The sequence below is a fragment of the Roseobacter sp. HKCC-CH-9208 genome, from assembly GCF_037805125.1.
GTDB lineage: Bacteria > Pseudomonadota > Alphaproteobacteria > Rhodobacterales > Rhodobacteraceae > M30B80.
On sequence record NZ_JBBLYK010000001.1, the window covers coordinates 1420143 to 1442308 of the forward strand.

Annotated in this window: 20 protein-coding genes; 8 read left to right on the forward strand and 12 right to left on the reverse strand. The window is 55.7% G+C overall.

Annotation, left to right across the window (positions count from 1 at the left end):
• Nucleotides 1–108: 108 nt before the first annotated feature.
• The gene (locus tag AAC621_RS07105; RefSeq protein ID WP_317657167.1) at nucleotides 109–447 is read left to right on the forward strand and encodes a P-II family nitrogen regulator; all 339 of its coding nucleotides are present in this window, start codon (nucleotides 109–111) and stop codon (nucleotides 445–447) included.
• A gap of 31 nt (nucleotides 448–478) precedes the next feature.
• Nucleotides 479–1807, forward strand: a complete 1329-nt coding sequence (locus AAC621_RS07110) for an ammonium transporter (protein WP_340253715.1) — start codon at nucleotides 479–481, stop codon at nucleotides 1805–1807.
• 107 nt (nucleotides 1808–1914) lie between these two features.
• Here the strand turns inward: AAC621_RS07110 and trxA are convergent, their stop codons facing one another.
• From trxA to regB, 7 genes are all read right to left on the reverse strand, one after another.
• Entirely contained in the window at nucleotides 1915–2235 is a 321-nt protein-coding gene (gene trxA, locus AAC621_RS07115) for a thioredoxin (RefSeq protein ID WP_340253718.1), read from the reverse strand.
• 62 nt (nucleotides 2236–2297) lie between these two features.
• Nucleotides 2298–5753, reverse strand: a complete 3456-nt coding sequence (gene addA, locus AAC621_RS07120) for a double-strand break repair helicase AddA (protein WP_340253721.1) — start codon at nucleotides 5751–5753, stop codon at nucleotides 2298–2300.
• Complete coding sequence (gene addB / locus AAC621_RS07125; protein WP_340253724.1) at nucleotides 5750–8728, reverse strand: double-strand break repair protein AddB; 2979 nt, start codon at nucleotides 8726–8728, stop codon at nucleotides 5750–5752. Before addB ends, addA begins: the two co-directional genes overlap by 4 nt.
• Nucleotides 8725–10404, reverse strand: a complete 1680-nt coding sequence (locus tag AAC621_RS07130; RefSeq protein WP_340253727.1) for a phosphotransferase — start codon at nucleotides 10402–10404, stop codon at nucleotides 8725–8727. Before AAC621_RS07130 ends, addB begins: the two co-directional genes overlap by 4 nt.
• A complete protein-coding gene (gene tsaE / locus AAC621_RS07135) occupies nucleotides 10401–10931 on the reverse strand; it encodes a tRNA (adenosine(37)-N6)-threonylcarbamoyltransferase complex ATPase subunit type 1 TsaE (RefSeq protein WP_340253730.1) in 531 nt (176 codons plus the stop codon). The genes AAC621_RS07130 and tsaE overlap by 4 nt, the downstream gene beginning before the upstream one ends.
• 93 nt (nucleotides 10932–11024) lie before the next feature.
• Nucleotides 11025–11192, reverse strand: a complete 168-nt coding sequence (locus tag AAC621_RS07140) for a hypothetical protein (protein WP_340253733.1) — start codon at nucleotides 11190–11192, stop codon at nucleotides 11025–11027.
• Between the two features lie 283 nt (nucleotides 11193–11475).
• Nucleotides 11476–12900, reverse strand: coding sequence for a sensor histidine kinase RegB (regB, locus tag AAC621_RS07145; RefSeq protein ID WP_340253736.1), 1425 nt, complete (start codon nucleotides 12898–12900; stop codon nucleotides 11476–11478).
• Between the two features lie 93 nt (nucleotides 12901–12993).
• Here regB and AAC621_RS07150 point away from each other — a divergent pair, with 93 nt between their 5' ends.
• A complete protein-coding gene (locus AAC621_RS07150) occupies nucleotides 12994–13677 on the forward strand; it encodes an SCO family protein (RefSeq protein WP_340253739.1) in 684 nt (227 codons plus the stop codon).
• Between the two features lie 139 nt (nucleotides 13678–13816).
• Nucleotides 13817–14374, forward strand: a complete 558-nt coding sequence (locus AAC621_RS07155) for an ActR/PrrA/RegA family redox response regulator transcription factor (protein WP_340243822.1) — start codon at nucleotides 13817–13819, stop codon at nucleotides 14372–14374.
• Nucleotides 14375–14377: 3 nt separating this feature from the next.
• Here the strand turns inward: AAC621_RS07155 and AAC621_RS07160 are convergent, their stop codons facing one another.
• Nucleotides 14378–14977 (reverse strand): HD family hydrolase, encoded by a 600-nt coding sequence (locus AAC621_RS07160; RefSeq protein ID WP_340253742.1) that lies wholly within the window; start codon nucleotides 14975–14977, stop codon nucleotides 14378–14380.
• 163 nt (nucleotides 14978–15140) lie between these two features.
• Between AAC621_RS07160 and ahcY the strand changes: the two genes are divergently transcribed.
• Both ahcY and AAC621_RS07170 read left to right on the forward strand, forming a co-directional pair.
• Nucleotides 15141–16526: an adenosylhomocysteinase gene (ahcY, locus tag AAC621_RS07165; RefSeq protein WP_340253745.1), complete on the forward strand. Its 1386-nt coding sequence runs from the start codon at nucleotides 15141–15143 to the stop codon at nucleotides 16524–16526.
• A 155-nt stretch (nucleotides 16527–16681) separates the two neighbouring features.
• Nucleotides 16682–17026 carry a DUF2853 family protein gene (locus tag AAC621_RS07170; RefSeq protein WP_340253748.1) on the forward strand — a complete coding sequence of 115 codons (345 nt, stop codon included), beginning with the start codon at nucleotides 16682–16684 and terminating at the stop codon, nucleotides 17024–17026.
• A gap of 225 nt (nucleotides 17027–17251) precedes the next feature.
• Here the strand turns inward: AAC621_RS07170 and AAC621_RS07175 are convergent, their stop codons facing one another.
• The 4 genes from AAC621_RS07175 to tsaD are packed head-to-tail and all read right to left on the reverse strand — an operon-like array spanning nucleotide 17252 to nucleotide 19972.
• Nucleotides 17252–17668, reverse strand: a complete 417-nt coding sequence (locus AAC621_RS07175) for an EVE domain-containing protein (protein ID WP_317657183.1) — start codon at nucleotides 17666–17668, stop codon at nucleotides 17252–17254.
• Nucleotides 17668–17940 (reverse strand): YciI family protein, encoded by a 273-nt coding sequence (locus tag AAC621_RS07180; RefSeq protein WP_317657184.1) that lies wholly within the window; start codon nucleotides 17938–17940, stop codon nucleotides 17668–17670. The genes AAC621_RS07175 and AAC621_RS07180 overlap by 1 nt, the downstream gene beginning before the upstream one ends.
• 5 nt (nucleotides 17941–17945) lie before the next feature.
• Nucleotides 17946–18884: an NAD(P)H-dependent glycerol-3-phosphate dehydrogenase gene (locus tag AAC621_RS07185; RefSeq protein ID WP_340253751.1), complete on the reverse strand. Its 939-nt coding sequence runs from the start codon at nucleotides 18882–18884 to the stop codon at nucleotides 17946–17948.
• On the reverse strand, nucleotides 18881–19972 hold the full coding sequence (tsaD, locus tag AAC621_RS07190) for a tRNA (adenosine(37)-N6)-threonylcarbamoyltransferase complex transferase subunit TsaD (protein WP_340256391.1): 1092 nt from the start codon (nucleotides 19970–19972) through the stop codon (nucleotides 18881–18883). Before tsaD ends, AAC621_RS07185 begins: the two co-directional genes overlap by 4 nt.
• 91 nt (nucleotides 19973–20063) lie before the next feature.
• On the opposite strand from tsaD, the gene AAC621_RS07195 reads away from it, so the two are divergent.
• Nucleotides 20064–20792, forward strand: a complete 729-nt coding sequence (locus AAC621_RS07195) for a uroporphyrinogen-III synthase (protein WP_340253754.1) — start codon at nucleotides 20064–20066, stop codon at nucleotides 20790–20792.
• A 113-nt stretch (nucleotides 20793–20905) separates the two neighbouring features.
• A complete protein-coding gene (locus AAC621_RS07200; protein ID WP_340253757.1) occupies nucleotides 20906–22165 on the forward strand; it encodes a COG4223 family protein in 1260 nt (419 codons plus the stop codon).
• The last annotated feature ends 1 nt before the right edge of the window (nucleotide 22166 follow it).

A 22166-nucleotide genomic window follows, 5' to 3' on the forward strand; every position in this document is an offset into this window, starting at 1 on the left:
TTCCAGCCCCTTGGAAACCGCCCGTTTTATTGTCGCCACCCCCGTCTCACTGTGTTGTGAAGCCGTGACGTCCTTAGGGGACAGCATCAACCGCAAGGGGTAAATGACGTGAAACTCATCATTGCAGCAATTAAACCGTTCAAGCTGGAAGAAGTGCGCGAAGCGCTCACTTCGATCGGCGTGCGCGGCATGATGGTGACCGAGATCAAAGGCTTTGGCTCGCAATCTGGTCATACTGAAATCTATCGCGGCGCGGAATATGCCGTGAACTTCGTGCCGAAAGTCAAACTGGAAATCGTGGTCGCTGATGGTCTTGCCGACCAGGTGGTCGACACCATCCACAAAACCGCCAAAACCGACAAAATCGGCGATGGCAAGATTTTCGTTCTGGACGTTGCGTCTTCGTTGCGCGTGCGCACGGGCGAAACTGGCGACGATGCGCTTTGAGCGCTCTTTCGACAAGAAGGACATCATTCCAATGAATACTAAATCCCTCCTTCCCCTCGCCGCCGTGGCCGCTTCGGTCGCGCTGCCTTCAATGGGGCTTGCACAGGACGCCACCGTTGCTACGGGTGAACCTGCGCTTCACACTTCTTATATTCTGACGACCCTTCTTTTCTTGATGGGTGGTTTCCTCGTGTTCTGGATGGCGGCAGGTTTCGCCATGTTGGAAGCGGGTCTGGTGCGTTCCAAGAATGTAACCATGCAGCTGACCAAAAATATCGCGCTCTTTTCTTTGGCTGCGATCATGTATTGGTTGGTTGGCTTTAACCTGATGTATCCAGGCGATGGTTGGAGCATCGGCGGCTGGCTTGGGGCCTTTGCGCCAACCTCACTTGAGCCTGTCGGCGTGTCCCCGGAAGATACCGCATTGGATTACGCATCTGTCGGTTCCGACTTCTTCTTTCAGTTGATGTTCTGCGCCACGACGGCTTCGATTGTTTCGGGCACATTGGCCGAGCGCATTAAACTATGGCCGTTTTTGGTCTTCGTTGTCGTGTTGACTGGCTTCATCTACCCGATTGAAGCATCTTGGCAGTGGGGCGGTGGCTGGTTGTCTGAACTTGGGTTCTCCGACTTCGCGGGTTCGACCCTTGTGCACGCTGCAGGTGGCTTTGCCGCACTAGCAGGTGCCATCGTCCTTGGCCCCCGTTTGGGCAAGTTCAAAGACGGCAAGACGAACCCAATGCCTGGTTCTAACCTTGCCTTGGCCACGCTCGGCACATTCATCCTGTGGTTGGGTTGGTTCGGCTTTAACGGTGGTTCGCAGTTGGCCATGGGCACTGTGGGTGACGTTGCGGATGTAAGCCGTATCTTCGCCAACACCAATATGGCCGCAGCAGCAGGTGCCGTTGCCGCCCTGATCCTGACACAGGTTCTATTTGGTAAGGTTGATTTGACCATGGTGCTTAACGGCGCTCTCGCAGGTCTGGTGTCGATCACTGCCGAGCCTCTCGCTCCGTCCTTGTTCGGCGCTCTGCTGACAGGTGCTGTGGGTGGTGTCATTGTGGTCTTTGCGGTGCCAATGCTCGACAAAATGAAGATCGACGATGTCGTGGGTGCAATCCCTGTTCACCTTGTAGCAGGTATCTGGGGCACACTTGCCGTTGCCTTCTACACAGGCAACTGGGGCGCGCAGATCATCGGTATCGCGGCAATCGGTGCCTTCGTCTTTGTAACCTCGCTGATCGTCTGGATCATCCTCAAAGGCATTATGGGTCTGCGCCCATCCGAGGAGGACGAGATCCGTGGCCTTGATGTGGCAGAGCTGGGCATGGAAGCCTATCCTGACTTCACCAAAGGCTGAGTAAAGAACGCTACCTCTGCCTGATCCTCCCTCCCTCCCTTCAGGCAGAGGCATACGAAAAAGGGCGCCCCATCAGGGCGCCCTTTTGATCACGTCTGAGAAGTGAATTAGATCGTGTCTTCGATCCATTTCTGAAGCGCGGCTTTAGGCGCTGCGCCGACCTTGTTTGAAATCACTTCGCCATCTTTGAACATGAACAATGCAGGGATGCCGCGCACGCCCAGCTCCATCGGCGAGGATGGGTTCTCATCAACATTCACTTTGACGATTTTCACCTTGCCCTCAAACTCAGACGAAAGTTCTTCCAAAGCGGGGCCAATTTGGCGGCAAGGGCCACACCATTCTGCCCAAAAATCAACGATGACGGGGAGAGAGGATTGGCGAACTTCGCTATCGAAGGTCGCATCGGTAACTGCGGTCGTGGCCATGATATAGCCCTCCTTGGGATGACAGTGGTTAAAACGGAACCTATGAATGCCGTTGCCCTGCGTCAAGAACCCACACCTTTCCCTGCGGCTCTTTGCAGCGCTTGTTCTAACAGATTATAGGGCAGCTCCATCAAGCTTGGCCCGCTTGTCCACAAAATGGCCAATTTCACGACCCGTGTGGGATATAGCGCCCTTAGCATTTCTCCATAGGCCGCCATTTGGCGCAGATAACCTTCGGAAACCTCAGCAGGGCTTTGCGGCACGATTTGATTGGATTTGAAATCCACTGCCAACACTTCTGCATCGTGCAGGATCAAGCGGTCGATCACGCCATAGACCTGATGGTTCAATTTTTTGCTAAAGGATGTCAGCGGCACTTCGGCCAAGGCATCCCCCACAAACAGCTCACGCAAATTGGGGTGGGTCAAGACGCGCTCTGCCTCTCTCAAGAGGGCTGCGCATTCCTCTGGGCTGCAATCGCCCTCAGCCGCCAAAATCATGGGCGCGGTTGCAGCCCATGCGGCGGGGGTTGTTTTGGGCAAATGCTCTAACAACAGATGCAGACGCCGCCCCCGCAGTTTGGCTGCCTCCGCATCGCGCCATTCGGTCTTGAGGGCCGCCTCTTGTGGGCTAGGTGCGGGTGTCTCCCCCAAATCTGAAGGGCTGAGCACTGGTTTGTCTTTTGCTTTAGAAGGCGGTGCTTCTCGCGCCCATGAGGCGAGGGCTGTTTTCACCTGTGCAGAAGCACCTTGAGGCGAGGCGGGTTCAGATGTGTCGTGAGCGTGACTATCCCAGTTGCCATTCTCCAGTCGCAGACCCGTTTGCCCTGCCATGTCTATGGCTTGGACGTTGGGCAGGCTTTCTGCGGCGGCGCAAATCTGATCATACCAACATAGTTTGTCGCCCGACTTTGCGGATAAATCACCTGCGGCGGCGATGACCAACCAAGTCTCTGCGCGGGTCATTGCAACGTAAAGAAGGCGGTTTTCTTCCTCATCCTGCGCGGCTTTGCGCGCATCGTAGGCTTCGCGCAGATCGGCATCGAGGTCGTCTGACGAATTCGCCCAAATCAGTGGCCCGTCTTTGGGTTGAAGCAGATTAACCCCACCCCCGCCGCGACTTTTCGGTCGCGCCGTATCGGGCAGGATCACAATCGGGGCTTCTAAACCCTTGGCCCCGTGAATGGACATGACGCGGATTTGGTCATCATCCCCTGACATGTCCCGCTTGATGGTCACATCCCCGCGCCGAAGCCATGCAGCAAATCCCGCAATGCTAGGCACATCGTGGCGCTCATAGCTCATCGCCTGTTGTAGCAGGCTGTTGATCCCATCCTCGGCCTCGTGACCCAACCGCGCAATCAAAGCGCGCCGACCACCTTTTTGGGTGAGGATATTTTCCAGAATCTCGTAGGGCCTCTCAAAATCGGCCTTGTTCCGTAACTCCCTCAGCGTGGACACGATCCCCGCGTAAGCAGAGTGGTTAGAGAGCGCCTGCCACAGCGCGCCCGCCCTGCCATGGGCTAACTCGTAAAGTTGGTCTTCGCTCAAACCGCCAAGGGGAGAGCGCAAAAAGGCGGCCAGTGAAAGATCGTCTTCTGGTGTCGCAAGAAAGTTCATCAATGCCGTGAGATCGCGCACAGCCAGTTCTGCGCTGATGCGCAAGCGATCTGCGCCCATGATGGGCAAATTCCGTGACTTGAGCGCACGGATGATTTGGTGAAACAAATCACTGCGCTTGCGCAGCAATATCAAAAAATCACGCGGTCGCACAGGACGCGGGTCTACCCCTTTCAGGCGGATCATCTGCTTTGAATTGATTTTCTGCGCGATGAAATCAGCGATTTGATCAGCCAAAATCACGGTGTGGTGGCTGTCATGAACCAAATCTACGGGGCTGTCCCATTCGGGGATATCCGCTTTTTCGGTTTTTGGAATTGCGGGCCAAATATCCACCCGCCCGGGAAGGTCGCTAAAATAGGCCGAGTGTTCCACATCTTGGCCCAAACCCGCATAGGCTTGATCGGCGGCCACGCGGTCAACCAATTGCAAAATGCTTGGCGCCGAGCGGAAGGAATATTTCAGCACGTTTTTATGGAGTTTCGACTGAACCGCGGCAAGGCGATGATCAAACTCATCGCGCATGCGATCAAACCCTTCGGGATCGGCCCCTTGGAAAGAATAGATGGATTGCTTTTTATCCCCCACAACGAAAATTGTGCGGGTCAAACCATCGCGCGCGGATTGGCCCGCCGCAAATTCTTCAGCCAGTTTTGCAATGATCTGCCATTGCGCGGGAGAGGTATCTTGCGCCTCATCCACAAGCATATGGTCGATGCCGCCATCAAGGCGGAACAACACCCATTGGGCCAGACTGGTTTTGGTTAAAAGTCGATTGGTCAGGCGGATCAGGTCGTCAAAATCAAGCCAACCACGCCGTTCCTTGGCGCGATCATATCGGGCGAGAAACTCTGCCGCGAATTGATGCAGCGTGTTTGATTTTTCAAACATGATCAAGGCGCGGCGGGTCTGCCGCGCTGTTGCAAGTCGCTCCATGAAATCACAAAGGGCTGGGAAATCATCCCCCATTTCCTTGCGCACATCTGTGTTGAAAATTGCGGCGCCTTTGGCCTGATCTGGATTGTTTTTCGCCGTTGATCCGTTGACGAAAACATCTTCTATCGCAGCGATGGAAGCAAGGCTGTGTTTTGACCAATCATAGGATTCTAGTGTGATCTTGGACTTTCTTTGCCTGTTGTTGTCATAGCTCAACAGCTTGGCCAATTTATCGCAAAGTGCCTGTTCATCCCCCATGAATGTCTCAGATATCAGATCTGCAAAAGTTTTGGTTCCAAGCTCAAAAAACTGGCGTAGTTGAGTTTCTGTGGCGGCAGGATCAAACGCCTCTCGCTTGTTGATGACCGCCTTGGCCAGTTCGTGCCCATCGAGGTCAGACACAAACGGGGCGACCGCATCCAATGCGATACGGCCCTGTCCGATACTATCGGTCGCCATATCTTCGAGGATTTTCGAGATGAGGTCGGTCTGGTCGCGATCATCCATTTCCTCAAAGGCGGGCGATATGTGCGCCTCAACAGGAAAGCGCCGCAAAACTGAGGCGCAAAAGGAGTGGATTGTCTGGATTTTCAAACCGCCTGGTGCCTCAACCGCCCGCGCAAACAGCGTGCGGGCATGGGCGAGCGTGTCTGTGCCAAGGTCGTCCTCGGCTACCCCTAATTTCGCCAAGGCTTTGATTAACTCGGCATCGGCTAACATCGCCCATTTGCCAAGTTGCGAGAAAAGGCGGTTTTGCATCTCTGCCGCGGCAGCCTTGGTATAGGTCAGGCATAAAATCCGTTCAGGCGGCACAGATTGCAGCAAGAGGCGCGATACGCGATCTGTCAGAACCCGCGTCTTTCCGGAGCCAGCATTGGCCGACAGCCAAGTCGAGCGCAAAGGATCCGCTGAAATCACCTGCGCCAGCGTGGCTTCGTCAAATTTTGGGGGCGTCAGGGTCATTCTGGGTCAGCCTCCTGTGGTGGAAGCTCTGTTTCGTCCCATTCCCCGTAGCGCGCGAGGTGATCATAATCGCCGTCAAAATTCTGATCAAACACGGCACGCCGCGAGATATAGCCTTTGTCGGGCGACTGATAGGCGCGGATGAGTGTCAGGAAGCTTTCATACATGCCGCGCAGATCATCTGCAGTGATGTAATTGCTGCCATCCGATTGTTTCCCAAGTGCAAGATAGCCATGACCTGTAACGGTTTCAGGTTTGCCCGTAAACGCGCCCGCTTCGGCCATCAACGCCTCAAGCCAAAGTTGCTTCGTAAAGTTCGCTTCTTGCTTGGGCGTTGGAGCGGATCCTGTCTTATAGTCGTAAATCCATAAATTCCCGTTTTGATCGCGGTCAATTCGATCTGCACTGCCTGTGAGGGTGAAATCAATTTCGGCAATCGGCCAAGATCCTTTGGCCTCAAGCAATTCTGGGGTTTGGGTTTGGCGCCGTTGCAATTCCCCTATAACGAACCAATCGGCGAATTTAACGACCTTGGCGCGCCACATCCGTTGGGCCGAGGGCCATGGGACATCTGTGGCAAATACCTCATCGGCCATGGTCAAAAGTTTTGTTCGGGCGGATGTCAGGTCGCCGAAGTCTTCGGCGCTGCGGCATTGGTCGACGAAGCGCTCCAACACGCGGTGCAGCGCGGTTCCCCGATCTGCGGCATTGGGCAGGGCGTTTAATTCGCCCAATTTATACAGACCCAATACATAGCGGGCGTAAATTGCATAAGGGTCGCGCACGAGGGTCTCTATGCGCGTCACCGAAAGGGATTTTGGTCGCGCATCGGCGGGGGGCTTCGGTGCAGGTCGTTTGGCGCGTGGCTTTAGGTCTTGCGCCTCTGGTCTGTCGATCTCTGCGGCAAGGCTTAACCAAAACGCGCCTCGTTCGGTCATTTCACTCAAGGCCGCGCGGCTTGCATCGCTGCTGCCACGAAGGAGGTTCACCAAGCGGTTGAGCCATCGGGACGGGATGGTGGCGGACTCTGCATCGCGTTTGGCGCGGGTGAGCCAAACTTCTTGCGCGCCGAGTGCCTGTTGGAAATCATGCGCGGCAAGGCCGATGCGCCGATCTGGGAGGCGCAACCCCGCCTCAGCCCGCATGGCGCGATTAAGCCATGGATCAGCGCCGCTTGAATTGGGCCAAACCCCTTCGTTCAGGCCTGCAAGTATTACAAGATCTGCGCCTTGCACCCGCGCCTCCATCGGCCCCCAGATCAACAGATCTGCATGTGGTCGGACGGGGTTGCGCAAAAGGGCCTCGCTGAGGATGCCAGAAAAGAGGTCACGATAATCACGCAAGCTCACTGCGCCTGCGGCATCGGCTTCTTCGCCTAAGCGGTTCATCAGGCGTAGCGCCTCCTCGCCCGCATTTTGGCGCCAAAGTGCGCCCGATGCTTCGGCCTCGGTAGTGGCCTGAGGGCCCGCTGCCAAACGCTCGGCCCAAGCGATATGGGCGCGCACGAACTCAGCCATCGCACCTGATTGTGGCAAGACGGGCCGATCTATCAATTCGCGGCAAACCCAGTCCGCCCAGATCATCAGGTCTGGATCATCGGTTTGCTCAGCCGCCCAATCCATAATCTGAGATCGTTTTGGGAACGCCCACAGACACCGCCGCATCTTTTGTTCTAGCTTGCGGGTGCGGCGCAGATGCGCGCCCCGATCTTCGCCGCCAGAGTGACAAAGGGGGTGTTTGAGCATGATCAACAACTGCTCGCCCGTCAAAGGCGCAAGCATCAGATCACTGACATGGCGCAAGAAGCGCCCCGTTGCCGTTTCCCCCAAGGGCACGCCTGCAGAATCGTCAGGATAGAGCGACCATCTGGCAAGGATGGCACAGGCCTGACGCACCAAAATCCTATCTGGGCATATTAACGCGACCCGTTTGTCCGCCTCGATGGCGTGGCGCAGTCCGAGTGCGATGCTCATCGCCTCCTCGCGCTGGGTTTCAGCTTCAATCAAGGTCACATCGCGCAGAGCGCCTTGGGGATCGCTAAGTTTTGGCCCTTCCTCAAGCCATTGATCCGTTTGTGGGGCAGGTCTTAGGGCAAGGGATACAAGGCGATTGCGGTTTTCATTATGGGGCGTGGTTTCAATCCAACGGGGGATTTCCCAAGGGTTCACATTCAAGTCATGCGCAAATTTTGCCAATCGGTATTGCGGATGGTCTTGCCCCGTCAGGCCGCCCGTGGGGCCATCGCCCGACAAAAGCGCCTGCCAAATGTCATGCGGTAGATCATAATCCAATCCTGGCAGAACCACCGCGCCGTGATTAAGCCCTGCAACCGCCTTCATAAGGCGCGCGGTGGCCCCGCGTGACCCTGTTGAGCCCGCAATAATAACGGGATGGTCAGGTGGGTTGTCCTGCCAATGTTGCGCTAAACGATCAATCAAACTGCTTTGGCGTGCAGCTTGGGTGAGCAGGTCGGGGTTGTCCTCAAAATAGTGCCGTAGGATTTTGATGAACTCTAGATTGCGCTGCCAATGTTCTGAATGTCCTTCGACATTCAGACGCTGTAGCACCTCGGGCGCGACCCGTTCTTCGTGCATTTCCGACAATAGATTGGCAAGGCTATCGGCAAGCGACCAGATCGAGGCACGCGGTGCCAAATCAGGGGCTGCATCCAAAAGCCGCCCGACCAGTTGCGCCAGATGCAAACGCAGCCGCAAATCTGAGGCAGGTTGTGCCATACCACCCAAATCAGGTAGATGCGCCATGGCCTCGAATGGCCGAATGCGGGGCAAAAATGCCGCCTCTTTGCGCAGATATTGGGCGCGCAGATTTCGTTCCATTCGGGCGGAGTTCACCCAAATTTCCACGCGCGCAATCGCCTCGGGTGGCTGCCCTGCAAGCCGCGCGTCCAGCCCTGCAATCAATGCTGAGGTAAACTCTACCCCAATGGGGGTGGCAAAGAGGTTTCGCCCGCTCATGTGACGGCGACCTTTTCGGTGGCAAGCAATTCTTCTGCTGACGCGATCCCCTCTGGATGCCCCACATCGGCCCATCCGCCCTGATGGATGACACCAAACAGCCGCCCCTCTTGCGCAAGGGTTTCCCACAGCATCCGAAGGGCGAATTTGGGGATATCCATGGCGGCGATTGGTGCGGTCTTTAGGATTTGTGCGCCTGTGAACACATAGGGCTTTTGGGGATCGTCAAACAAAACCCGCCCTGTGGCATCAAGGCCCAAGTCACCATCCCCCTGACGGCCTGTGGCCTTGTCCCGTGGGACAAGCAGCATCAGCGCATCCATTTCTGTAGGCCGCCAAGCAGCAGACAGCGTGGCAAAGGGATTTGGGCCCGTCCAAACATTGTCAGAATTCAGTGTAAAAATCGCAGTATCCGAGAAGTAGCGCAGGGCATGGCGAATACCGCCGCCTGACTCCAAAATCTCTGGCTGCTCTTCGCTGAGGATGACCTCTGCGTTGCGTAGATGGTGGCGCATTTGATTGGCGTGATAATGGGTGTTGATCACGCATGGCGCGGCATGCCCCACGCGCGTAACATCAAGCGCATGGTCAATCAAGGCCCGTCCCGCCACCCGCAGCAATGGCTTTGGCGTGGTTTTGGTTAACGCCCCCATACGCGTGCCAAACCCTGCGGCCATGATCATTGCACCGCGGGGGGCGTGATCGGCGGTGGATTGCAGATAATGCGCGCAGATCGCACGCGCTGTTGTGGCCAAGGGCGCAAGCGTTGGATGGTCTAAAGCGCGAAGAATATGGGCGGCAACCCGTGGCATATGCCGCAGATACTCTGGTTTTCCAGTCCGCGCGAGGCGGCGGAACAGCCCCAAAATACGGAAGTTGCGTTGCAGCGAGAGCAGGCTTGTCCTCAGGATTATATCATCTTCGCTGATGTTCAAAATATGCGCATGATCGCGGATCAATGTGGTGCGCAATTCAAGCGACAGATCGCGCCGTGCATCATCAATCAGCGAGACGAGGTCATAGCCTTTGGGGCCGCAGAGTGCGTCTTGAAAATCAATAACGCCCGCACGTTGCAACCCTGTGCGGTCAGGCAGCCAAATCAGATTTCCCGCATGGAAATCGCGCAACACCGTCACAGGCACGCCCCGCAAGATCCATGTTGCAAGGCCTTGTAGCTCGTTTTGAAAGGCGGCTTGTTCAGATTTCAGCGCATGGTCTTCGGGCAATTCTTCAAAGGTGACTGCGGTCAATCGCGCCAATTCAGCGGCGGCCAAAATGGGTAGCCCACCCATTGCGCCCGTCCGCGCCAAAACCGCCAAAAGATCATGCGCGGTGTGATAAAGCTCAACCTCATGGGTCAGGCCTTGATCCAAAATTGCGCTGTAGGTTTGATCGCCAAAATCCTCAACCAAGAGGAAGCCTGCATCAACATCTGCGCCAAAAACTGTGGGCGCCGACAAGCCCAAGCCGCGCAAATAGGCGGCCACATAGCGAAACGCCGCTTGGCTTTTGATTTCGCTTTTAGGCGTCTGCATCAGAACCGCACTATAGTCGTCTGAGAGATGCAGGCGGGTATAGCTGCGCGCCGAAGCATCGCCTGCAACTGGGCTTGGCTTGGCCATGCCCCATCCCATGCGGTCGAGAAAAGCGCAAGCCTCTGGTGAGAGCGTGGTCATGGATACCTCTCAGCCAAGGCGCAAAGTTGCGGAAGTTTGGGATGATCTTGGGACGCACAGAGCCTGATATGACGCTGATCAGGGGCGCTTTGGTCATATATAAACGAAAGCCAGATTGTGCGCATTGGGAGATCGGCCATCATCCGTTCGGGCCATTCGATCAGGCATATTTCCGTTTCAAACGCATCTATAAGGCCCAACTCATCCACATCACGCGGATCACCGAGGCGATACAGATCAACATGCCAAATATCACAGGGGCGGGCCTCGTAGATTTGCACCAGCGTAAAACTTGGGGAGGGGATGTCCTCCACGCGTCCGATTTGCGCGAGTCGGGTTCGGATCACCCCACGCGCGAAATGGGTTTTACCTGCGCCAAGATCACCAGAAAGCGCCAAAACATCACCTGGCTCCAAAAGCGGCGCGAGGGCCTCTGTAAATTCTGACATGGCTTCCGGCGAAGCCAAGCGCAGATGTGCATGGCAAGGTGGCAAATCAGAGAGGGGTGCAGCGGATCCATCAGACATTGCGCCAAGTTTACAAGGGATCAGACGGGGCGCAAGCCATAGAGAAGGGATCGGCCTTCGATATTTACCCGTTTTGTGATGTGGCGTAATTCATCAGCATTGTGATTGGTGCAGATGCTCTAAGCCTAGGGCAAGATTGCGCCAAGCGCCTGCGCGATCCTCGGGATCGGCCAAATACCAATCAGTCCCTTCGACATCTGAAATCAGGTAATTTTCGCGAAACACATATTTCCGCATCGCATCTTGCGGGATGCGATCCATCCGCCCCCCCCCAGTTTGCGGCCTTGTTGCAAAATGACAAACTGAACCATCAGGCTAGCCACCAAAGCCGCCAAGAAGCTGACACCACCGACAATGAATAGCGGGTTTGCGCCGATTGCGGCCATACCCTTACCCCCCAGAGATGTGCATCGTCCAATTAATATTGGCGCGCTCACTGTGCAGAATGAACGCGCGCTGCGTGAAGGGCATAAACACCCCTTGGGGATAACACTGGGGATTAAATCTTAATATTCTGGTAATTATCGTAAATTTTGAGGGTTTTTCACGGAGAAAAAGGTTTGTTTTGTCCTAGGGGCGTATTTCGTTCCTCTTCAGACAAACAAATCCGCGACTTTGGCCAAACAACCTCAACCACCGCGCCGCTCTTGGCGCCTTTTTCCGCAGCCGTTAGGAATGGGTCGCTGGAATTGCGAAAGCTAACCCGCGCGCCCGAACGCTCTAATAGGGTTTTGGCGATAAATAGGCCAAGTCCCATGCCTTCATACCCGACACGTTGCGGGCTGTTCGATTGTCTGGAGCGGCGGCGTAAAAATGGATCGCCCAGCCTGCTTAACACCTCAGGGGGAAAGCCCATGCCATCGTCAATGACGCAAAGACGGATTTCGGCCAAATCCCAAGTTGCCTCAATCCAGACTGTCGCATTGGCAAAGTCTACGGCGTTTTGGACAAGATTGCGCAGGCCGTGGATGATTTCAGGCTTGCGATAGATCACAGGCGGGGCACTGTCCTCATCGGCGACATCGGGTAGGGCGGGCGCGAGATCATAGAGCAGGTCAATACCCCGATCAGCATGGGGTTCCGCAGCTTCGCGGAGCACCTCGCCAAAGGGGGCGGAACGCATTTGCAAATCATCCTTGCCCGCACGCCCCATGGAATGAAGGATATCACGGCACCGATCCGCTTGGTCACGGATCAATTTTGCATCCTCAAACAAATCTGGTCGGCTTGATAGCGCCTCGGCCAGTTCATCGGCCAATTCGCTCGAGACAAGTTTTATCGTGGCTAAGGGTGTGCCCAGTTCATGGGCCGCTGCGGCGACCACGCCCCCAAGATCAGTGAGCTTTTGTTCCCGCGCGAGGGCCATTTGCGTGGCCAAGAGCGCCTGATTCATCGAATGCGTTTCTTTGGTCACGCGCCGCGCATAGGAGGATAGAAAGACGATTCCGATGACAATCGCAGTCCAAAACCCGAGCAAGAAAAGCGGGGGGATTTGTAGAACTGATCCGTCCAAACTGCGCAGTGGCACATGGTAAAAGGCCAAAACTGTAATCAGACCAATGGCAATCCCGCCAAGCATGACAGTTGAACCTAGCGTCAGCGCGGTGGCCGAAATGGTTACAGGTGCCAAGATCAACAAGGCGAAAGGATTGTTTAACCCCCCTGTTAGAAACAGCAAAAACCCCAGCTGTGTGAGGTCAAAAAGAAGGGTAAGCATCGCATCGCGATCAGATAATCTCTGGCTGCGTGGGAAAATAGCCATCGCGACAAGATTGGAGATGACACTCGCGCCAATGGCCAAAAAGCACAGGCCCAATTCCACCCGAAGGCCGATGAAATAGGCGGCAATGGCGACAGTGATCGTCTGGCCAATGATCGCCAACCAGCGCAATAGCAACAGCGTCTCTAATCGCACCCAATCGCTGCGCGCATCATCGGCAAATAATCTTTGAGCGGGGTCTTTGGTCATTGGGGCTTTCTGTCACAGTCAGGTGGGGATGAATTTCTGCGGGTCTCGCAATAGATTGCCCCACATGGGACTAACGCGGTGAAAGGCTGCTTCATGACACGGTATTTTGCAATTGGTGCCTTTGCAATTCTCGTTCTGGTTTTGGGCGGGACAACGGCATTGATCTTGCAAGGGCGCTCGCCTTTGACATTGTTTCAACAACCAAGCGCGCTTGGCGGCACGGGGCTTGTTCAAAACGAGGATGCCTATGCGCAATGCCGCTCAACCGTTATCGCGGGCGGGTCTGATACCATTGGCGGTCCGTTTGAATTGATCACCGAGGACGACGCGTTGGTCACAAGCGAGGCGCTGATCACCGAGCCAACCTTGCTTTATTTTGGCTACACGTTTTGTCCTGATGTTTGCCCGCTGGACACGGTGCGCAATGCAGAAGTGGTGGATATTCTCGCCGCACGCGGTGAAGCCGTCTTGCCGGTTTTTATTTCAATTGATCCCAAGCGCGACACGCCCGAACGGTTGCGCGAATTTACCGAAAACATTCACCCCGATATGATCGGCCTGACGGGGAGTGACGCACAAGTTGCCGCTGCAAGCCGTGCGTATCGCACCTATTACAACAGCCATGACGATGGAAGCGATCCATATTATTTGGTGGATCATTCGACTTTTACCTATTTGGTGTTGCCTGATGCAGGGTTTGTCGAATTCTTCCGCCGCGATACCGCCCCTGCAGAGATGGCAGATGCGGTGCAGTGTTTCCTCGATGCAAGCAGCTAAACCTTTGCTTGCAAATCACTTTGCGTGGGTCACGGACATCGTGCATTTGACCCGCGCAGATTTTCTCCCTAATTAAGCTATACAGACCAATTTTGGCCGCCAGAGCCTTGGGCAGACTGGCTCCATGGGAGGAACACCAATGTCGCAAGAGCGCAGTTTACGGGATATCGGGCCTGATAAGTCACTTCTCTTGGTGGATGATGACGAGCCGTTTCTGCGCCGATTGCAGCGCGCCATGGAAAAGCGTGGCTTTGAGGTCGAAGCCGCCGAAACTGTGACAGCGGGGAAAGCCATCGCGATGGCCCGCCCGCCTGCTTACGCGGTTGTCGATTTGCGGCTTGAAGATGGCAATGGCTTGGATGTTGTGGAAACACTCCGCGCGAAACGGCCCGATGCGCGAATTGTCGTTTTGACCGGTTATGGCGCGATTGCAACTGCGGTTGCTGCGGTAAAGATTGGCGCGACTGATTATCTGTCGAAACCAGCGGATGCAAATGACATCACCGCCGCGCTTTTGGCCAGTGATGATGATCTCCCCCCACCGCCCGAAAACCCGATGAGTGCTGACCGCGTGCGTTGGGAACATATTCAACGCGTTTATGAGCTATGTGATCGCAATGTGTCTGAGACGGCACGGCGCTTGAATATGCATCGCCGCACGTTGCAACGGATTTTGGCGAAGCGCAGCCCTAAGTAAGTCTTAAATCCGAGCGATGAGCGCGTTGTGCCGTGCTGTGAAATCTGCGCGCACCTCTGCGGGCGGGCGCAGCGCAAGGGTGATTTGCGCCAGAAGCTTGGCTTCGGGCCTGCCAAAAAATTGATCTGCTTCAGTTTCTGAAAAGCCCGCGATTTGCACGGCTTCGATCCACGCGCTGATGCGATCCGCTTGCTTGATCCGTGTTTTGACCGTTTTGGGCAATTCTGCAGGCAGGCCAAACCGCAGATGAATTGCAGCGGTTAAGCGCGCGTCCAACTCCGCATATCCAGGCCCCACGGCGGATTTAACGGGGCTGATCATATCGCCAATCACATATTCGGGCGCATCGTGCAAAAGCGCAGCCAGATTCCATTTCAAGGGGCCGTTGGGATGTTGCAGGTCGTAAATCTGTTCAACCAAGAGCGAATGCTCAGCCACGGAATACGGATAATCGCCGCGCGTTTGACCGTTCCAACGCGCTACGAATGCGAGGCCATGGGCGATGTCCTCGATCTCGATATCAACGGGTGTGGGGTCAAGCAGGTCTAGCCTTCGACCCGATAACATTCGTTGCCAAGCACGGATGGGTGTTGAGCGCGGCATAGGTTCTTTTGTCCTTCACGTTTTGCGAAACCATATAGCCCTTCGCTTCAGATGCAACGCATCCCGCGCGAATGGACGCAGCGCCATTGCTGTGGGGCCGCAAGGCTGCTATGGCCACGCCAAATTAGAGACATGATTATCCGCCCTCAAGGAGGCTGCACTCGTGAACGATTACATCGTCAAAGATATCGCCCTTGCCGATTATGGCCGCAAAGAATTGGACATTGCTGAAACGGAAATGCCAGGCCTGATGGCATTGCGTGCGGAATATGGCGCCGAAAAGCCCCTCAAAGGCGCGCGCATTGTTGGCTCTTTGCATATGACCATTCAGACTGCCGTTCTGATTGAAACATTGGCGGCTTTGGGTGCCGATGTGCGTTGGGCAAGCTGCAATATCTTCTCGACCCAAGATCACGCGGCTGCCGCGATTGCCAAGGCCAGCATCCCCGTTTTCGCCATCAAAGGCCAAACCTTGGAAGAGCATTGGGATTATCTTGATAAATCCTTCCTCTTTGAGGATGGCCCCAACATGATCTTGGATGATGGCGGTGATGCCACGCTTTATGTTCTTTTGGGCGCGCGCGCCGAAGCGGGTGAGGACATCATCCCCGTCCCGCAATCTGAAGAAGAAGAAGTGATCAAAGCGCAGATCAAAAAGCGCATGGCGCAAAGCCCGGGCTGGTTCACCAAAGTGCGCGACCAGATCAAGGGCGTTTCTGAGGAAACCACCACAGGCGTGAACCGCCTTTATCAATTGGTGCGTGAGGGTCAGTTGCCCTTCCCTGCGATCAACGTCAATGACAGCGTCACCAAGTCGAAATTCGACAATAAATACGGTTGTAAAGAATCGCTCGTTGACGGTATCCGCCGCGCGACTGATATGATGATGGCAGGTAAAGTTGCTGTCGTCTGTGGTTATGGCGATGTGGGCAAAGGTTCCGCCGCGAGTTTGCGCGGCGCGGGCGCGCGCGTTAAAGTCACCGAGGTTGACCCGATTTGCGCGCTTCAGGCCGCGATGGACGGGTACGAAGTGGTGCTGTTGGAAGATGTGGTCGCAAGCGCGGATATCTTCATCACCACCACGGGCAACAAGGACGTCATCCGCATCGAACATATGCGCGAAATGAAGGATATGGCCATCGTGGGCAATATCGGCCATTTCGACAATGAGATCCAAGTTGCGGCTTTGAAAAACCACAAATGGACGAATATCAAAGAGCAGGTGGATATGATCGAAATGCCCTCGGGCAGCCGCATCATTCTTTTGTCTGAAGGCCGCTTGTTGAACCTTGGCAATGCCACAGGCCATCCTTCTTTCGTGATGTCCGCTTCCTTCACCAATCAGGTGCTTGCGCAGATTGAACTGTGGAAGAATGGCGGAAATTATAAGAACGAGGTTTACATTCTGCCCAAGCATTTGGACGAGAAAGTGGCCCGTCTGCATTTGGATCGGATTGGCGTGAAGCTGACCAAGCTGGATAAATCCCAAGCGGATTATATCGGTGTTCAGCCTGAAGGCCCATTCAAGCCAGAGCATTACCGCTACTGACGCGCGACCCTGCGCGATATGGCTGAAAAGATTGAAAGATCGGGCAAAAGCGCCCGATCTTTTATTTTTAGGTTTATTTTTTATCTTTGACTTGCCAGTCTGCCCTTAGCCCGATGGGATTACCCTTCGGGCCAATGTGTCTTTAGGGGGAGTTTGTGACGGGCAAACGTGATGATTTAATCGCCACATATGCGGGCGATTTGAAAAACAAATGCGGCATGGATGCGGATATGGATCTTCTGACCAAGGTGACGATTGGTCTAGGGCCGTCCATTTATAATGCAGATGCCTCAACAGTGGCAGGCAGCCAACCGTCAGAATTGGAAACGGTGAAGAATAATTTTCTGATCAAGAAACTGGGTCTGGCCGATGGCCCTCAGTTGATGGATGCGATCAATAGCGTCATCGAAACCTATGGTCGCTCAGAGCGGAACAAATACCGCGCGGTGATCTATTACATGCTGGTCAAGCATTTCGGTAAAGAAAGCGTCTATCGCTGAACCTGACCGCTTTATCAGTCAAACAGGCCCCCAACTGCCACGGCGGTGTTCGGGGCCTTCTTATGTGATCGATAAAATTCGACGTGCTTTTTTTTGATTGCTCGCAGGGGTTTATGTTATCCACACCCTGCCTGATCAGTATGGCGGGCCCTCATTCGAACACGTGCGAAGCGAGAAGAGCGCGTGGGTGGCGGAGGGTTCCGATCTGATCGGGGCCCTCCTTCTTTATTCCAGCCCACCCATTTTACAGATGATATCCCAGGCCTCTGGTGTCACGGGTTGCACCGAGAGGCGCGATTGGCGCAGCAAGGCCATTTCGGCAAGACGAGGCTCGGCCTTAACCATTTCCAAACTCACAGGGCGGGGCATGGGGCGGAGGGCTTTTATGTCCACGCAGTCCCAACGCGGGTCGTCCGTGGTGCTGTCGGGGTGGCTTGTGGCGATGACTTCGACAAGGCCCACCACGGCCTTTTCGGTCTGGGAATGATAGAAAAACCCCTGATCCCCGATTTCCATTTGCCGCATGAAGTTACGCGCCTGATAATTGCGCACGCCGTTCCATTCCTCTCCCTGATCCCCGCGGGCAGATTGCTGCGCCCAACTCCACGTGTCGGGTTCGGATTTGAACAGCCAATACGCCATCAGCCGATGACCTTTTTCCATGCTTCGATGCGGGTTTTCGCAAAAAGCCCTGCTTTTGCGTAAGGATCATTTGTGGCCCAAGCTTCGGCGTCTGCGCGGGTTTCAACCTCGATGATGACGAGCGATCCGATCATCTTGCCTGCCTCATCCAAAAGTGGGCCTGCCATTTCAACCACGCCTGTCTCGGCGATATAGGCCAAATGGGCCTCGCGGTTATCAAGGCGGGTTTGTAGGGCTTCGGCCTTGTCTGTGCACATCAACGCGTAACGCATTTTCTTTACTCCATGGTCAAAGGGCGCGCCAAAAGCGCCTCTGTTATTTCGTCAAACTCTACTTCACCTGCGCTCAGCTTGGCCACGGCATCGACAAGGGGTGTGTCAATTTCGGCCCGCGCGGCCAAGCCCCGCGCGGTCGCAACCCCCTCAACTGTGCTGTCCTCCGACCAAGCTGTGCCTTGGGTCAGGGAGAGGCCAAAGCGCATATTGCGCGATTTTTCCGAAGTGCAGGTCAGGATCAAGTCGCCAAGTCCCGACAGTCCTGAAAGCGTTTCATCTATCGCGCCAAACCCGCGTGCGATCCTGCGCATTTCGGCAAAGCCGCGGGCCATAAGAGCGGCGCGCGCGCTCTCGCCCAAGCCCCGCCCCATGACTGCACCTGCCCCAATTGCGATTACATTTTTTAGGGCGCCCCCCATCTCTGCCCCGATAATATCGGTGCTTCCGTAAAGGCGTAGATTGGACGTGGATAGCGCCTTTTGCAGCGTAGTCACGGCGGTCGCATCCTGACACGCCAAGGTCAGGGCAGTTGGCAGGCCGCGCGCGATATCGACCGCGAAACTGGGACCCGTGAGCTGTGCCGCGACTTTGTCTGGAAATCGCGCGCTCAGCAGTGATGCAGGGCCAAGACCCGTGGTCAAATCAATCCCCTTCGCGCAGGAGACAAGATGACCCGCGTGCGGCTTATAGCCATCTAAAAATGACCCAAGCTTTTGCGTGGGAATGGCCAGTAGCAAAATATCGCTTCTCAGCGCGTCTAAATCATCCGTGACTTCTATTTGGTCAGGCAAGCGGATATCGGGCAGACGTTTCGTATTTTCGCGGGATTGGCGCATGTATTCGGCACCATCGCGAGCCCAAAGGCGTACGGGCCGACCCGCACGGGCCAATGCTATGGCAAGGCTTGTGCCAAAGGCGCCGGCGCCTGCGATATCAATCATGCCTTCGCCCCCTTTTTTCCCGAGCCAAGCATGGCATCGGCGCTTTGATCCAAGGGCCAGCGTGGGCGTGCGAATAACGTCATGTCATCCCGCGCCCCTTCGAGATAGAGTTCTAGCCCCGCCATAGCGATCATAGCAGCATTGTCTGTGCATAGGGCCAATGGTGGCGCGACAAATGGCGTATTGGCCTCATCCGAGACAGCCTCAAGCGCCTTGCGCAGGGTTTGATTTGCGGCCACCCCACCCGCCACAGCGAAGCCCGTGATCCCGTCTGCCAAGGCCAAGGCGCGGCGTGATTTCTCGGCCAAAACATCACGCATTGCAGCTTGGAAACTGGCACAAATATCCGCGCGGTCTTGTTCAAAAAGCCCATTTTGGGCGGCAACCAATTGATCACGTTGGCGCAGCACAGCCGTTTTTAGGCCTGAGAATGACATATCGCAGCCCTCGCGATCCAAGAGCGGACGGGGAAGTGAAAATCGGTGGGCATCCCCAGATTGTGCCGCCTTTTCCACTGATGGCCCGCCGGGCTGGGGCAATCCCATGATCCGTGCAACCTTATCGAAGGCTTCGCCTGGGGCATCGTCAATTGTGCCCCCGAGGCGCGTGAAATTGTCAGGGCCTTTGACATGTAAAAACTGGCAATGCCCTCCTGAAACCAAGAGCATCAGATAGGGGTAACGCATCTCATCTGTCAGGCGTGGGGTCAGGGCGTGGCCTGCCAAATGATTGACCCCAATCAGTGGCTTGCCGAGACCATAAGCCAATCCTTTGGCGGCCATGACGCCTGACAAAACGCCGCCAATGAGACCAGGGCCCGCAGTGACCGCGATGGCGTCTATGTCGGCTAAGGGAATATCTGCCTGCGCCAAAGCCTCTTCGACCATGTGATCCAATTTTTCAGCATGGGCGCGCGCGGCCAGTTCGGGAACCACGCCACCGAATTCGGCGTGCAGGGATGTTTGACCTGTCACAACAGAAGACAGAAGAACAAGATCCCCCGAAGCCTCGCGGCGCAGCACCGCAGCGGCTGTATCATCGCAGCTCGATTCCAGCCCCAAGATGGTTAGTCTTTGCCCTGCGGTCATGCCCAGTGGATCCTTCGCCCATTGCAGACCAAAGATATCTGCGATGGAAGCCAATTGTAAGCGCTTCGCAAGGCAGGTATCATTGCAGACTATGGCTGACAATGCTTGCCCTTTGATCCTTCTGACCCGTTCTGCTGCGCAATCGCAGCGGTTTGCTGATGATATGACGGCGGCTTTGGGTCAGCGTCCCGCGCTTTCGATCCATCCGCTGATGACGATGTCTGTGATCCCAGTGGATGTGGATATCTCGCGCTATGATGCGGTCGTGTTCACCTCGGAAAACGGGGTTTCTGCCTTTGCTAAATTGTCAAAGGAACCTGACGCAGCTTTGCGGGTCACAGCCTATTGTGTTGGGCAAAAAACTGCGCAAGCGGCGCAGGCTTTGGGTTTCATGGCGCGATCTGCGGAGGGTGATGTCACCGATCTTTCAGCGTTGATCTTGGCCGATCTGCCGCGCTCGGCGCGGGTGATCCATCTGCATGGGCACCACCAAGCGGGCGATCTGTGCGCGGTCTTGCAAGCTGCAGGCCAGACTGCTGATCACTTGGCGATATACGAGCAGGTTGCACTGGCGCCTGATAGTGAATTTACCTCAATTTTTCAAAGTGATAGGTCGGTTGTCGTCCCGCTGTTTTCACCCCGCTCTGCAGCCTTGTTTTTTGCGGCCTTGCCAGAGAACATGCGTGCGGATTTGCGGTTTGTTGCGATCAGTGCAGCAACTGCTGACGCCATCCCTGCCGCGTTTCACGCGCGGGTATCTGTGGCGCAATCCCCTAATGCAGGCGCGATGATTGATGCGCTAGTGAGATATCTTCGCTAAAGGCGCGATCGGGTCGCCTGCAAGGCTTGAGCGCATGGGATGGCTGCTCTAAGCTGCTGAAAAACGCTGTCAATGTAACTGGACAGCATGATTCTGACGGGTAAGAGGTCTGTATGGCGGAAAAAAAATCAACATCTTCGCAGGCTTCGACAGGGTCGCGTTCAAAGCGAACACCATCACAGGCGCACAAATCGACCTCAGCGAAGGTGACACCCAAAGCGGCTGTAAAGACCACCACAAAGGCCACTGCAAAACCTGCGCCGAAAGCGGCAACAAAGCCCGCAACGGATGCTGTTCCAAGCCAATCCGATACAGCGCCTGCTGCCCCGCCTTTACCAAAGCCGCGCAATTCGGTCTGGCCGATGGTTTTAGGGGGTGGTCTTGCTGCAGGGCTTGGCTTCGTTGCGGCCAGTCTTTTGCCAAGCGCGGAGCCCTCCAATGATATTGCTGCGCGTCTCTCTGCTATTGAGGCAACACAGGATGAACTGCGCGCAGGCCTCGCAGGCCAAGGGGCAGCCACAGTCGATCTTGCGCCGCTTGAGGCGAGTTTGGCCGATCTTCGTACGGATCTTGATTCAGTCTCGGTGCCGCAGGTTGATTTGACCCCGATGACCGCCAAGCTTGATGCGCTTGACGCCGATCTTGCGGCGCAAGCCAATGCGCTCTCCGATCTGCAATCGCGCATTGCCATGCTTGAAGCCCGCCCTGAAGGTACAGATGTTTCACTTTTAGGGGCAAATGGTGTCGCGTTGGATCAGCAGATTGCCACATTGCAGGCCCTAGTAGACAGCCAGCGGGGCGCGCTTGAGGCCGTTTCACAAGATGCTGAAACCGAACTCGCCGCGTTACGTGAGACGATCACCAGTGAAGTGGCACGCCTGCAGGCCAGCAGCGCGATTGTACGCCTGACATTGGCGATGGAAAGCGGTGCGCCATTTGCAGCGGCGCTATCTGATGCGGAGGCAGGATCAGGCATCTCCGCCCCCGCTCTGTTGCACGCTGCGGCCGAGACGGGACTGGTGCGCCTGTCGCAGCTTCGCACGGAATTTGCGCCCTTGGCGCGCAATGCGCTGCCAATTGCCTTGCGCGAAACGGCAGGCGATAAGGTGAGCGCGCGCGTGGGGGCGTTCCTGCAAGGCCAAATTGGTGGTCGGTCGCTCAGCCCGCGTGATGGGGATGACCCAGATGCAATCTTGTCCCGTGCCCAAGGGGCCGTTGATCAAGGCGATTTGTCTTTGGCTTTGGCTGAACTTTCGGCCCTGCCTGCCCCTGCCCAAGCCGTATTTTCGGATTGGGTCGCTCAGGTTGAGGCGCGTCTCTCTGTGACTGAGGCCTTCGAAACCTATCGCGCCGCAATCGGTCAAGCGGGTTAAG